This window comes from Roseateles sp. P5_E4, assembly GCF_054049255.1.
The window spans coordinates 98,666-112,550 of record NZ_JBFUMS010000015.1; the positions used below are offsets into that span (position 1 = coordinate 98,666).

Below are 13,885 nucleotides of genomic sequence, written 5' to 3' on the forward strand. Positions count from 1 at the left end.
AGGTGGAGGGTGAATGGGCGCGTATTGTGCTGTTACCCAGGGGCGGTCCGGCTAGTCGCGTCAGAGACTGTGGCGCGATCGTGAACTCCTCCCGGAGCGGAGCGCATGAGGCCTGTGGCCGTCTGCATAATGCCCCACCTTGCGCCCGGCGTCGGAACGCTCAGAGCCCCATTGATTGCCTCCGGTTGCCTATCGAAAGCCTCTTGCCATGCGCCGTTGCGACGGGCTTTCGGCGTCGTTGCGGTGGCGTTTGCCGCTGTGCATCCGCCTCGGCATCTGCAGCCTGTTCATGCCTGAACCGCTGCTGCGCAACGGCATGTCGAGGACGACGCTGTTCCTCGGCGCGCGCCGCTGTTCCGGCTCTGTACCGCCAAGGCGTCCGGGCCTTTGCATAATGCCGCCCACCTGTCCCGACCCTGCCACACAGCGTTCTTCTTTTGACTGAGCCCGGTTGCCTTCGCCCCGCCACGCGCCGCGCCTTGTTGCAGCAGGCCCTGGGCGGTGCCGTGGTGCTGACCGGTGGTTCGGCCGCGGCGGCCGAGCTCGGGCGCTCGCTGGTGGTTGTCTATCCCGAACTCGGCGAGCCCTTTCGCCAGGTCTTCACCACCATCATCGAGGGCATCGAGGACAAGCTCGGCGGCTCGGTCACGAGCTTCGCGTTGGCCAGCAACGCCAATCCGGCGCAGGTCGCCGACGAGGTGCGCAAGCGAGAAGTCAAGGTATTGATCGGCCTGGGGCGCGGCGGCATGCGCGTCGCGGCGGCGCTGGCCGACGAGCTGGCCGTGATGGTCGGCTGCGTCGTGTCGGTGCAGGAGTCCGAGGCCCGCAACTTTCCCATCCACACGCTGGCGCCCGACCCGGCCTTGCTGCTCGCGCGACTCCGGCGCCTGAAGTCGTCCACGCGTCGTGTGCACCTGGTCTACGACCCCAAGCTGAACACCTGGCTGGTGAAGCTGGCGCGCGAGGCGGCCCGGGCCGAAGGCCTGGAGCTGCTGGCCCAGGAAGCCGCCGATCAGGCCGAGGCTCTGCGCGCCTACGCCCAGCTGCTGGCCTCGGCCGACCCGGCCCGCGACGCCGTCTGGCTGCCGCAGGACCCGACGACCGTGGACGACAACGTCGTGCTCACGCTGGTGCTCAAGGAAGGCTGGAACCGCAACATCGCCGTGTTCTCCAGCCACCTGGCGCATGTGAAGCGCGGCGCACTGTTTTCGCTCTACCCGGACAACCATGAACTCGGGCGCTCACTGGCCGTGTCGGCCCAACGCCTCGCGTCCAACCCTAAAGCGGGCGCGGCCGGCGTGCTGCCGTTGCGCCAGGCACGCGCCGCCATCAACATCCGCACCGCCGCGCACCTGGGACTTGACGTCGCCACCGTGCAGTCGGGATTCGATCTGGTCTATCCCTCCAGCTGAGGTTCGAGAGTGACGCCACCCGTTCCACTGGACAGCCAGCCGCCCCTCATCCTTCGGGATGAAAGCGTGCCTGTGGCCGCGCCGCCGCAGCGGTCGTGGCCGCTGCGCATCTACGCGCGCTGGTTGCGCGAGACCTCGTTCCGCCGCCATCTCAGCGTCGCCGTCGCGCTGGGCACGCTCTGCCTGGCCCTGCTGATGGCGGTCGTCAATGCCTGGCAGGGTGGCCGCCAGGTGCGGGCCATGCTGATGGAGCAGGGGGGGCGCGTGGCAGCCAATCTGGCGTCCAACAGTTCGCTGGCCCTGCTGTACGCCGCTGCCGACAACGCCGAGGAGGCCGTGCGCGCGTCGCTGGCCTTCCCGGATGTGATGGGCATCGAGATCCGCGACACCAAGGGCCGGCTGCTGCTGGCGCTGGGCCCCGAGCGGGACCGTCTGCCCACGACCACGTCACCGGCCGTGCCCGACCCGGCGGCCAGCGAACCCTGGCTCGACCAGGAGACGGAAGACAGCTGGGCCTTCGCCGCACCGGTCTGGACCCGCCCCGAGGCTTCACCCTTTGACGTGACGCTGCGCCCCGCGCAACTGCTCGGCCATGTGCGCATCGTGCTGAGCAAGGCGACGCTGCACCGCACCCAGGCCTCGCTCTTCCTCGCCAACTTCGGCGTGGCCGTGCTGTTTGCAACCATCTTCCTGCTGGCGGTGCGCTTTCTCATCCTGCGCCTGACGCGGCCGCTGGGTGCCTTGTCCGAGGCCATGGAGAGGGTCGAGCTTGGCGACAACGATGCACGTGCGCCGGCTGGTGGCCCGCGCGACATCGCGGCGATGGCCGACACCTTCAACCGCATGATCACGGCGCTGCAGGAGCGCGAGACCGAACTTGGCGCCCACCGCGACCACCTTGAGGACCTGGTGACCGAGCGCACGCTGGAACTCAGCGATGCCAAGGAGCGTGCCGAGATCGCCAGCCGTGCCAAGAGCCAGTTCCTGGCGCGCATGAGCCACGAGCTGCGCACGCCGCTGAACGCCGTCATGGGCTATGCGCAGATCCTGAAGATGGACGACGGCCTGACGCCGAAGCAGCGCAACGGCCTGGACATCATCCACAGCAGCGGCCAGCACCTGCTGACGTTGATCGTCGACATCCTCGACCTGTCGCGCATCGAGGCCGGCAAGGCCGAGTTGCGCATCGGCCCCGTCGAACTGGTCCCGCGCCTGCAGGCCGTGATCGACATCGTGCGCGTGATGGCCGAGGGCAAGCACATCACGCTCGATCTGCAGCTCGACCCGCAGCTGCCAGCGGTCGTGCTGGCCGACGAGAAGCGGCTCAACCAGATCCTGCTGAACCTGCTGGGCAACGCGGTCAAGTTCACCCATGTCGGCGGCGTGCTGCTGATGGCGCGCGCGCTGCCGCCGCTGGCCGACACCGAGCCGGGCCATGTGCGGCTGTGCTTCGAGGTGCAGGACACCGGCGTGGGCATCGCCGACGACCAGGTCTACCGCCTGTTCGAGCCCTTCGAGCAGGCCGGCAATGCCGAGCAGCGTGTCGGTGGCACGGGCCTGGGCCTGGCCATCAGCCGGCAGCTGGTGCGCATGATGGGCGGCGAGATCAAGCTGGAGAGCCGGCTGGCGCAAGGCAGCCGGTTCTGGTTCGAGATCAGCGTGCCGGTGCAGGCCTAGGATTTCTTGGCTCGCGCCTTGGGCTTGGTCGCGCCGACGTAGTCCGCCAGATGCTCGCCCGTCAGGGTTGAGGGCTTGGCAATCAGATCGGCCGGTGTGCCCTCGAAGACGACCCGGCCACCGTCATGGCCCGCGCCTGGGCCGAGGTCGATGATCCAGTCGGCATGGGCCATGACGGCCTGGTGGTGCTCGATGACGATGACGGACTTGCCGGCGTCCACCAGCCGGTCCAGCAGGCCGAGCAATTGCGCCACGTCGGCCAGGTGCAGGCCGGCGGTGGGCTCGTCCAGCACATAGACGTCGCCCTTCTCGGCCATCTGCGTCGCCAGCTTGAGACGTTGGCGCTCGCCACCGGACAAGGTGGTCAGCGGCTGGCCGAGGCTGACATAGCCCAGGCCGACGTCGGCCAGCCTTTCCAGGATGGCATGCGCCGCCGGCGTCTTGGCCGGGCCGTTGCCGAAGAAGGCGGTGGCCTCGCCGACCGACATCGCCAGCACCTCGCTGATGTCGCGGCCACCGAGCTTGTACTCGAGCACCGCAGCCTGGAAGCGCTTGCCGCCGCAGTCTTCGCAGACGGTGGACACCGTGGCCATCGGGCCGAGGTCGGTGAAGATCAGGCCGTTGCCGTTGCAGGTCGGGCAGGCGCCCTCGGAGTTGGCGCTGAAGAGGGCGGGCTTGACGCCGTTGGCCTTGGCAAAGGCGCTGCGGATGGGGTCGAGCAGGCCGGTGTAGGTGGCCGGGTTGCTGCGCCGCGAACCGCGGATGGCGGCCTGGTCGATGGCGACGACGCCATCCAGCGTGGACACCGAGCCGTGGATCAGCGAGCTCTTGCCCGAGCCGGCCACGCCGGTGACGACGCAGAGCACGCCGAGCGGGATGTCAACGTTGACCTTCTGCAGATTGTGCGTGCTGGCGCCGCGAATCTTCAGCGCGCCAGCGGGCTTGCGCAGCTTGTCCTTCAGCGCGGCGCGGTCGTCGAGGTGTCGGCCCGTCAGCGTGCCGCTCTTGCGCAGGCCGGCGACGCTGCCTTCATAGACGACCTCGCCGCCGGCCGCACCCGCGCCGGGACCGAGGTCGACGACATGGTCGGCAATCGCGATGACCTCGGGCTTGTGCTCGACGACGAGCACGGTGTTGCCCTTGTCGCGCAGCCGGCCCAGCAGCTCGTTCATGCGCTGGATGTCGTGCGGGTGCAGGCCGGTGGTCGGTTCATCGAAGACATAGCTGACATCGGTCAGGGACGAGCCGAGGTGGCGGATCATCTTCACGCGCTGGGCCTCGCCGCCCGACAGCGTGCCGGTTGGCCGGTCCAGCGACAGATAGCCCAGGCCGATCTCGCCGAAGGCATCGAGCAGGTGGCTCAGGGCCTTCAGCAGCGGTGCGACTTCAGCGCCCTTCAGCCCGCGCACCCAGTCGGCCAGGTCGCTGATCTGCATGGTGCAGGCATCGGCAATGCTGTGCTTGCCGATCTTGCAGCTGCGGGCCGCTTCGCTGAGCCGCGTGCCATGGCATTCGGGGCAGGTCTGGAAGGTGATGACGCGGTCGACAAAGGCACGGATGTGCGGCTGCAGCGCATCGACGTCCTTCGACAGAAAGGACTTCTGGATCGAGGGGATGAGGCCGGCATAGGTCAGGTTGATGCCATCGACCTTGATCTTGGTCGCCTCCTTGTGCAGCAGGTCATGCAGCTCTCGCTTGGTGAATTTGGCAATCGGCTTGTCGGGGTCGAAGAAGCCGCAGCCGCGGAAGATGCGGCCGTACCAACCTTCCATGCTGTAGCCGGGGATGTTGATGGCGCCGCCGTTGAGGGACTTGCTCGAGTCGTAGAGCTGGTCGAGGTCGAAGTCCGACACCGATCCCATGCCCTCGCAGCGCGGGCACATACCGCCGGTGCGCGAGAAGGTCTGCTTGACGGCCTTGCTCGCGCCGCCCTTGTCGACCGTAATGACGCCGGTCGCCTGCACCGAGGGCACATTGAAGGCAAAGGCGCTGGGCGGGCCGATGTGGGGTTTGCCGACGCGGCTGAACAGGATGCGCAGCATGGCGTTGGCGTCGGTGGCCGTACCGACCGTGGAGCGGGCATTGGCGCCCATGCGCTCCTGGTCGACGATGATGGCCGTGGTGATGCCCTCCAGCACGTCCACCTCGGGCCGCGTCAGCGTGGGCATGAAGCCCTGCACGAAGGCGCTGTAGGTCTCGTTGATGAGGCGCTGCGACTCGGCTGCGATGGTGCCGAAGACGAGGGAGCTCTTGCCCGAGCCGGACACGCCGGTGAACACGGTCAGCCGCCGCTTGGGGATGTCGACGCTGACGTCCTTGAGGTTGTTTTCCCGCGCACCCTGCACGCGGATGCGGTCGTGGTTGTCAGCGTCGGCCATTCAGCGCTTCTCTTGGATGCGCAGCAGGTTGCCGGCGGGGTCGCGGACGGCGCAGTCGCGCACGCCGTACGGTTGCATCGTGGGCTCTTCGACGATCTCGGCGTCCTCGGCTTGGAGCTTGGCGAAGGTCTTGTCCAGGTCGGCCGTGGCGAGGATCAACATGCCGAAGGTGCCCTTGGCCATCATCTCGGTGATGGTGCGGCGCTCGTCCTCGGTGACGCCGGGCGTGACGGCCGGCGGGTGCAGCACGATGGAGGTGCCCGGCTGGCCGACCGGGCCGACCGTGATCCAGCGCAGGCCGTTGTAGCCGACGTCGTTGCGCACCTCGAAGCCGAGGGTGTCGCGGTAGAAGGCGAGCGACGCTTCCGGGTCGGATTGGGGCAGGAAGCTGGAGTGAATGCTGATGTCCATGGGGTCAATCTCCGTGGGTGGTTAAGGCACGGAAAGAAGTCTAGGTTTCGCTCGATTCCGGCGCTTCTCGATTCCTGATCGGTTTCGTTACCTGGCGCGCGACGCACGACGGCATGCCCGCCGTCGCCTGTGCCTGGTCGCGCTTGTAGGCGCTTGGCGACTGGCCCACCAGTTCGCTGAAGCGCGTGCTGAAGGTGCCGAGCGATGAGCAGCCGACGGTGAAGCAGACCTCGGTGACGCTCAGGTCGCCACGCCGCAGCAGCGCCATGGCGCGTTCGATGCGCCGCGTCATCAGATAGCTGTAGACCGATTCGCCATAGGCCTGGCGGAACTGCCGGCTCAGGTGGCCGCCCGACATGTGCACGCCGCGCGCCAGGGCCTCGACGTCCAGTGGCTGGGCGTACTCGCGGTCGATGCGGTCGCGCACGCGGCGCAGCCGGGCGAGGTCGCGCAGGTGGAGTTCGGAGCCGGGTTGGATCGTCATGCCGGCATGCTGCCAGTTTCAATGGTTCGCGGCGAGCGGGCCAGGCGGTCGCGCAGTTGCAGGCCCGGCTTCTCGACGAGATAGTGCAGGGCGGCGCCAACGGCCAGGATGACGACGGCATAGACCGGGAACAGGGCCGGTCCCTGCAGCGGCAGCGCCGGTGCGATCCAGACATGCACGACGTGCATCGCGATCTTGTGGCTCAGGTAAAGGCTGTAGGAGATGGCTGCCAGCCAGCCCGTGCCGGGCAGGGCCCAGGCCCGCGGCGTGCTGGCCGCCAGTACGAGCAGGCCGAAGCCGAACGAAAGCAGCGGCCAGCCAACCGCGTTGGCAACCAGGCCGGTGCGGTCGCGGAACAGCCAGAAGGCGAGGGCGGTCATGGCCAACCCGGTGAACAAGAGCGCCGTCGAGCGCGCCTGCAGCCGCGTCCACAGCTGCGGCCGGTAGACGCGCAGCGCGGCCAGCATGATGCCCATCAGCAGTCCGTCCAGCCGCGTCCAGGTCGGGTAGTAGATGTCCTCGATGAACCAGGGTCGCTGCGGCTGGATGGCGTCGTTGTGCAGCCAGATGCCGGCGCGCAGCGCAATGCCGCCCAGCACCAGGGCGGCGCACAGGCCGGCGAAGCGTGCAGAGGAGGGACGACGTGTGATCCACCAGGCCAAGAGCGGGAAGAGCAGATAGAAATGCTCCTCCACGCACAGCGACCAGGCATGCGAGAAGGCCTGGTTGTGGCCGTAGTCGATCAGCAGGTTGAGCGTGAAGCTGGCGAACTGCCACCAGGCTTCCAGGTTCGGCTCCTCGCGCAGCACCGGGAAGGTCACGTAGACGGCCAGCACGACGGCAAAGGCCGGCAGGATGCGCCAGGCCCGGCGCCAGTAGAAGTCGCTCAAGCGCAGCGCTTCGCCCCGCTGCAGCTTGCGCAGCAGTTGCGAGCCGATCAGGAAGCCGCTGAGCACGAAGAAGATGTCCACGCCCGCCCAACCGAAGCGGGTCAGCCAGGTCCAGTCCGGCCCCAGGCCACCGATGAGGAAGGTGTGGAAGCACATCACCCAGACGATGGCGATGCTGCGCAGGAGGTCGAGGCCAGGAAGGCGGTGCATGGAGGGCGGGGGGAGCGAAAGGGCGGCAGCGTAACGCCGCTGTCGGCGGCAGTCGTTCGTCAGGTGAGGCCGTCAGCGGTTCAGCGTGACTTCGCCGCAGTCCTGGTCCAGGCCTCGGTGCTGGGCGCGCGGCCGTGGCGGTGTGCCGCGGAGCATCATGTCGTGCCAATGCCAGTGGGCCTGCAATCGCAGGGTCCCGGTGGGAGGCACCGCGAAGGCGTCGTTCAGCGTCAGTTCAGCGCTCAGGTTCGCGCCGGCTGGCAGGTGCAGATAGTCCTGGGCCGACGGATCGCCGCGTTTGCGCATCGCGCCCTGGAAGGTCAGCTTCCCCTGTGGCGTGCTGGCCTGCACAAAGGGTCCGAACCAGGCGCCCTCGAAGGGGCTGCCCCAGCGCAGCAGGTGCAGATCGCGCTTGCCGTTGTTGCTCAGCTTGAACTGCAGCAACACCTGGCCGTCGGGCTTGGGTGTGGCCTGGAACTGGCAGCTCAGCTCGGCATGCTGCAGGGGCGTTACGGCAAGGGCCATGGGCGAAAGGCAGGCTGTGAACAAGGCTGCGGTTGCGAGATATAGGCGGTGAAGACGCATGGTTGCGAGCCTAGCCCAGGGCCGCACGATCGGCAGCCCCCAACAAAAAGCGCCGCCCGAAGGCGGCGCGTCAAACGCGAGGGAACTCAGTTCTGGAATGGGTTGTTCTCAGCGAAGTATTCGTGGTTGTCCGAGTTGTCCAGCGCCTTGGTCGGGTTGGACTTGGCCAGGCTCTTGGCCGCGCTCTGGCCATAGGCCCAGTCGTCGGTGCCGGCAATGACGTTGAAATGCATCATCTCGTGCACCAGGGTGCCGCCCTTGCTGTCGGTGCCCGTCATCGGCGCGCTCCAGAAGGCGCCGCAGACGTAGATCTTGTACGGCTGCGTCGGGTAGACATAGGCGTAGGTGCCGCTGTCCTTGCAGCTGCAGTCCAGCGTCAGGGCGGCGGTCTGGAAGGCGTTGCGGGCCTTGGTGAAGTGATCCTTGGCCGTGTTCCAGCGTGACGAGGTGTAGGCGCCGAACCAGCTCGTGTAGCGCGGCGTGCCCGACGGCGTGCCGTTGAGGTAGGTGGTCGAGCTGGACGCGTAGTTGGTGGCTGCCGTGACGGCTGAGGCCAGCGAGGACTTCTGGCTGCTGGTGCAGGAGCCGGTGTAGGAGATGCTGGCGGCTGCCGCGGTGGCGTTGGCGCGCATCGTGGTGGCCGCCTCGTCGTCGGCGCTGGCAGCGTCCAGCTTCTCGTTGCGGCCCTGCGCCCACAGGTAGGTGGTCGTCGCGCTGTGCATGGACTGGGCGCCCGAGCCGTGGGTGCCGCGGTCGCTGTGGAACTCGATGGCGTAGCGGCCGTTCTTGCTGAAGTCGTAGTGGCCGGTCAGTTCGACCTTGTAGTTCAGCGTGGCGCCAGCGGCGATCTCCACATAGTCCTTGGCCTGGGGCGCCGCGCGCTTGATGACGGCGCCGGTGTAGCGAACCGGGCGGTCGTCGCGCGTCACGGTGAACAGCGAGCCGCTCATGGTGTCGCTGGGTAGCTGCCAGCGCAGCACCTGCACGGCGGTGCGGCACTGGTTGGTCACGGCGACGTCCACGTGGACGTCCACATCGCCGTTCACGACGGGCGAGGCGTTGCTCACGCGCACATCCAGGCACTCGGTGCTGGCGGCATGGCTGCTGCTCATGGCAGCAACGGCAAGGGCAGCGGCGGTCAGCTTGAACCAGGTCTTCATGCAAGCTCCTGTCGGCCCCGGGTCGGGGCACTGGGTTGAAGAAGCCGCGGATTCTGGTGAGGTGGATGGCGTGCGTGTCGTGGGACAAACCTGTCCCATAAACCTGCTGCGTACTTGTCTAGACAGGGGGAGGACTTGCGGGTCGAGCGCCGGGCCGCTCCCTAGCCGGCCCGCGTTGGGCGATGTGCTTGCCGGTCAATCCGGCAAGCATCGCCGTCTCCTCGGGAGACCGACCAAGGTACTCCTTGGGCGAGAGGTCTCAGGCCGCGAGCAACTGTCTCAACACGAACGGCAGGATGCCGCCGTGGTAGTAGTAGTCCACCTCGATGGCCGTGTCGATGCGCAGCGTCAGCGGTACCTGCCTGACCGATCCGTCGGCGTAGGTGATCGTCATCGCCGCGTCGCCTTGCGGCTTGATCACCTCGGCCAGGCCGATGTCTATCGTCTCCGCGCCTGTCAGGCCCAGCGACTCCCAGCTCGTGCCGGCCTTGAACTGCAGCGGTAGCACACCCATGCCGATCAGGTTGCTGCGGTGGATGCGCTCGAAACTCTTGGCGATGACGGCCTTGATGCCCAGCAGTTGAGTTCCCTTCGCGGCCCAATCTCGACTCGACCCGGTGCCGTATTCCTCGCCCGCGAAGATGACGGTGGGCGTGCCTTCCTGGATATAGGCCATGGCGGCGTCGTAGATGGTGGTCTGCTGGCCGCCCTTCAGCGTGTAGCCGCCTTCCTCGCGCGAGCCGTCGGGCCGGGCGGGCAGCATCAGGTTCTTCACGCGCACATTGGCGAAGGTGCCGCGCATCATCACGTCATGGTTGCCGCGGCGCGCGCCGTAGGAATTGAAGTCGGCCTTGGCCACGCCGTTGGCCGTCAGGAACTGGCCGGCCGGCGTCGTCTCCTTGAAGGAGCCGGCCGGGCTGATGTGGTCGGTGGTGATCGAATCGCCGAACAGCGCCATGACCTTGGCGCCCTTGACGCCAGACACCAGCGCCGGTGGGATCATCGTGAAGCCTTCGAAGAAAGGCGGCTGGGCGATGTAGGTGCTCTTGGGCCAGTTGTAGACCTGGCCCTTGACGCCCTTGATGGCGTCCCACAGCTTGCCGGGCTTGGTGGCGACCTGGTCGTAGTTGGCCTTGAAGGCAACGGGGTCCATCGCATGCTTCATCAGCGCGTAGATCTCGTCGCTGCTGGGCCAGATGTCGCCCAGGAAGACGGGATGGCCCTTGCTGTTGTAGCCCACGGGCTGCGTCATCAGGTCGCGGGTCACGGTACCAGCGATGGCATAGGCCACGACCAGCGGCGGGCTGGCCAGGAAGTTGGCCTTGAGGTTGGGGTGGATGCGGGCCTCGAAGTTGCGATTGCCCGACAGCACGGCCGCGCAGACCAGGTCGTTGTCCTGGATGAGCTTGTTCAGCTCGGGCGTCAGGTCGCCGGCGTTGCCGATGCAGGTCGTGCAGCCATAGGCGGCGACGTTGAAGCCGAGCTTTTCCAGATAGGGCAGCAGGCCGGCCTTCTCCAGGTACTCGGTGACGATGCGCGAGCCGGGCGCGAGGGACGTCTTGATGTGCGGGGCGACCGTGAGGCCGGCTTCCACCRCCTTCTTGGCCAGCAGGCCGGCGGCCAGCAGCACGCTGGGGTTGCTGGTGTTGGTGCAGGAGGTGATGGCAGCGATCAGCACGTCGCCGTTCTTCACCGGCAGGCCCGATTCGGTGACGAAGTTCTGCGCCAGCTTGTCCGCGGGCTGGTTGAAACCGTTCTCGGCGGTGGGCTTGCTGAAGAGCTGCGCGAAGGTGGAGGCGAGATTCGTGATCTCGATGCGGTCCTGCGGGCGCTTGGGGCCGGCCAGGCTGGGCGCCACGGTGCCCAGGTCCAGCGAGACCACCGAGGTGAAGTCGATGTCGCCCGCCTTGGGCACGCCGAACATGCCTTGAGCCCGCCAATAGGCCTCGAAGGCCTCGATCTCGGCGGCGGTGCGGCCCGTGCCCTTGAAGTAGTCGACGGTCTTCTCGTCGACCGGGAAGAAGCCCATGGTGGCGCCGTACTCGGGCGCCATGTTGGCAATCGTCGCGCGGTCGGGCAGGGCCAGCGTGCGGGTGCCTTCGCCGAAGAACTCGACGAACTTGCCGACGACCTTGTGCTTGCGCAGGATCTCGGTGACGGTGAGCACCAGGTCGGTGGCTGTCACGCCCTCGCGCAGTTGGCCCGTCAGCTCGAAGCCGACGACGTCGGGCGTCAGGAAGTAGACCGGCTGGCCCAGCATGCCGGCCTCGGCCTCGATGCCGCCCACGCCCCAGCCGACGACGCCGATGCCGTTGATCATGGTCGTGTGGCTGTCGGTGCCGACGAGACTGTCCGGGTAGAAGACGCCGTCCTTGCCCTTGTGCACGCCGCGCGCCAGGTACTCGAGGTTGACCTGGTGGACGATGCCGAAGCCGGGCGGTACGACGCCGAAGGTGTCGAAAGCCTGCATGCCCCACTTCATGAACTCGTAGCGCTCGCGGTTGCGCTCGAACTCCAGCTTCATGTTCAGGTCCAGCGCCTTCTTGGTGCCGTAGTAGTCGATCATGACCGAGTGGTCGACGACGAGGTCCACCGGCACCAGGGGCTCGATGGCCTTTGGGTTCTTGCCCATCGCGGCGGCCACGTTGCGCATGGCGGCCAGGTCGGCCAGCAAGGGCACGCCGGTGAAGTCCTGCAGCACCACGCGAGCGACGACGAAGGGGATCTCATCGACGCGGGCCGCGTTGGGCTTCCAGTTGGCCAGTTGCTCGACATGCTCGGCCGTCACCTTCTTGCCGTCGCAGTTGCGCAGCACGCTCTCCAGCACGATGCGCATCGAGATCGGCATGCGCGCCACGTTCGGGTAGGCCTCGGCCAGCTTGGGCAGGGAGAAAAACTGCCCGGACTTGCCTGCGGCGAGCTTGAACTTGGCCTGGGTGTTTGCAAACGCGTGGGCCGCGGGTTTCGGCATGGTTACTCCTATAGGATGACTGGGGTCTATTGGCCTGTGAGTCGTCCCCGCGTGAGGTCCCGCTCAGGGCCAAATCTAGGCGCAAGGCGTAGTCGGGTTGGTGACCCGGCGAGCACTTGCAACAACGAGTTGGCCCTGAGCGGGACCTCACCCTTCGGGCTGGGGTGGCCAAGGGCGCAGCGCGTTGTTGCAGCCCTTGCCCAGGTGCGCCTAGCTCTGCACCCTTGGCCACCCCAGCGCGGGGACGATTCACAGGTCAATAGACCCTAACCATTCTGGCGAGCTTGTCGTGACTTGTGTGAATCCCGTCGTTAAGACCCGGTAATGACCGCCTTGTCCGCTCGTCCCCGTCTGTTTGCGCTGACCTGGCCGATGCTGCTGGAGCTGCTGCTGGGCATCGGCATCGGCATCATCGGCACCGGCCTGGCCGCCCGGCTGTCCGACAACAGCGGCGCCGCCTTCGGCCTGGCCAACCAGGTGTTCGCCGCGGTCTTTGTATTGTTCCGTGTCATCGGTGCCGGTGTCAGCGTGGCTGTCACCCAGGCCCTGGGTGCGGGCCGGCGCGACCAGGCCGATGCGGTGGCCCGCGCCGTGGTCGGCGCCAGCACCTGGCTGGGCGTGGGCGGGGCTGTGGTGGCGCTGCTCGCGGCCGGCCCGCTGCTGACGCTGGTGAACGCGCCGCCCGAAGTGGCGCCGCTGGCCAAGACGCTGCTGCAGGCGCTGGCGCCGGCGCTGCTGCTGGACGCCTGGAACGCCAACATGTCCAGCGTCATGCGTTCGCACCTGCGCAGCCGCGAGGCGCTGGCCGTCGTCGTGCTCATCCAGGTCGTCACGCTGGTGGTGGCCCTGCTGGCCATGCCGCGCCTGGGCCTGGTGGGCTATGCACTGGCCTGCACCTGCGGGCGCGGCATGGGCCTGATGCTGCATATCTTGCTGTGGCGCACGCGCTTGAACCTGCGGCTGCGCGCGGCCGACTGGTGGCGGCTGGTGCGTGCGCCGTTGAGAACGGTGCTGCACATCGGCATCCCCGGCGCGGCGGAGAACATCTCCTGGCGTCTGGCCTTCATGACCAGCCTGGCCGCCGTGGCGCAGCTTGGCGCCCATGCGCTGGCCACGCACGCCTATACGACGCAGTTCCTGCACGTGATCCTGATGTTCAGCCTGGCCATCAGCTTTGCGGTGGAGATCATGGTCGGCCACATGATCGGCGCGGGCAAGTTGCGTCGGGCTGACCGGCTGGTTCGGCGTTCCCTGGCGCTGGGCATTGCGCTGGCGCTGGTCGTCTCGACGGCTTTTGCGCTGGCAGGGCCCTGGCTGCTGACCCGCTTCACCTCCGACCCGGCCATCATTGCGCTGGGTTGCACGCTGCTGTGGTGGACGGTGCTCGTCGAGCCTGGGCGCAGCTTCAACCTCGTCGTCATCAACGCGCTGCGGGCCGCCGGCGATGCGCGCTACCCGGTGATGGTCGGCTCGGCCTCCATGGCCATCGTGCTAGCGGGCGGCAGCTGGTTTCTCGGGGTTTACCTGGGGTGGGGCCTGGTTGGCGTGTGGATTGCTTATGCCGCTGATGAATGGATTCGCGGCCTTTTGATGTGGCGGCGTTGGGCGACACTCGGCTGGCTGCCCCATGCCCGTGCGGCTCACCGGCGGCTGCGCCACAGCCGGGCCCATTGATTCGCGTGAATCGGTATTTTCCTATCCAGTAAA

Annotated in this window: 10 protein-coding genes; 3 read left to right on the top strand and 7 right to left on the bottom strand. The window is 67.4% G+C overall.

The window, feature by feature from the left end:
* Nucleotides 1-437: 437 nt before the first annotated feature.
* Together ACXJLH_RS25075 and ACXJLH_RS25080 are read left to right on the top strand one after the other, a co-directional pair.
* Nucleotides 438-1,412, top strand: a complete 975-nt coding sequence (locus ACXJLH_RS25075) for a hypothetical protein (RefSeq protein ID WP_457447007.1) — start codon at nucleotides 438-440, stop codon at nucleotides 1,410-1,412.
* 9 nt (nucleotides 1,413-1,421) lie between these two features.
* Nucleotides 1,422-3,089, top strand: a complete 1,668-nt coding sequence (locus ACXJLH_RS25080) for an ATP-binding protein (protein ID WP_457447009.1) — start codon at nucleotides 1,422-1,424, stop codon at nucleotides 3,087-3,089.
* Here the strand turns inward: ACXJLH_RS25080 and ACXJLH_RS25085 are convergent.
* The 7 genes from ACXJLH_RS25085 to acnA all read right to left on the bottom strand — a co-directional run bounded on the left by ACXJLH_RS25085 (nucleotide 3,086) and on the right by acnA (nucleotide 12,178).
* Nucleotides 3,086-5,467 carry an ATP-binding cassette domain-containing protein gene (locus ACXJLH_RS25085; RefSeq protein WP_457447011.1) on the bottom strand — a complete coding sequence of 794 codons (2,382 nt, stop codon included), beginning with the start codon at nucleotides 5,465-5,467 and terminating at the stop codon, nucleotides 3,086-3,088. The two genes, ACXJLH_RS25080 and ACXJLH_RS25085, sit on opposite strands and share 4 nt — an antisense overlap.
* Nucleotides 5,468-5,878 carry a VOC family protein gene (locus ACXJLH_RS25090; protein ID WP_457354946.1) on the bottom strand — a complete coding sequence of 137 codons (411 nt, stop codon included), beginning with the start codon at nucleotides 5,876-5,878 and terminating at the stop codon, nucleotides 5,468-5,470.
* A gap of 40 nt (nucleotides 5,879-5,918) precedes the next feature.
* Nucleotides 5,919-6,362 (bottom strand): helix-turn-helix transcriptional regulator, encoded by a 444-nt coding sequence (locus ACXJLH_RS25095; RefSeq protein ID WP_457394085.1) that lies wholly within the window; start codon nucleotides 6,360-6,362, stop codon nucleotides 5,919-5,921.
* A complete protein-coding gene (locus tag ACXJLH_RS25100; protein WP_457447013.1) occupies nucleotides 6,359-7,462 on the bottom strand; it encodes an acyltransferase family protein in 1,104 nt (367 codons plus the stop codon). Before ACXJLH_RS25100 ends, ACXJLH_RS25095 begins: the two co-directional genes overlap by 4 nt.
* 72 nt (nucleotides 7,463-7,534) lie before the next feature.
* Nucleotides 7,535-7,987 carry a hypothetical protein gene (locus tag ACXJLH_RS25105; RefSeq protein ID WP_457447015.1) on the bottom strand — a complete coding sequence of 151 codons (453 nt, stop codon included), beginning with the start codon at nucleotides 7,985-7,987 and terminating at the stop codon, nucleotides 7,535-7,537.
* Nucleotides 7,988-8,133: 146 nt separating this feature from the next.
* Nucleotides 8,134-9,207: a M35 family metallo-endopeptidase gene (locus tag ACXJLH_RS25110; RefSeq protein ID WP_457447017.1), complete on the bottom strand. Its 1,074-nt coding sequence runs from the start codon at nucleotides 9,205-9,207 to the stop codon at nucleotides 8,134-8,136.
* 259 nt (nucleotides 9,208-9,466) lie between these two features.
* Nucleotides 9,467-12,178 (bottom strand): aconitate hydratase AcnA, encoded by a 2,712-nt coding sequence (gene acnA / locus ACXJLH_RS25115; RefSeq protein WP_457447019.1) that lies wholly within the window; start codon nucleotides 12,176-12,178, stop codon nucleotides 9,467-9,469.
* A gap of 324 nt (nucleotides 12,179-12,502) precedes the next feature.
* On the opposite strand from acnA, the gene ACXJLH_RS25120 reads away from it, so the two are divergent.
* A complete protein-coding gene (locus tag ACXJLH_RS25120) occupies nucleotides 12,503-13,852 on the top strand; it encodes an MATE family efflux transporter (protein ID WP_457447021.1) in 1,350 nt (449 codons plus the stop codon).
* Nucleotides 13,853-13,885: the final 33 nt, after the last annotated feature.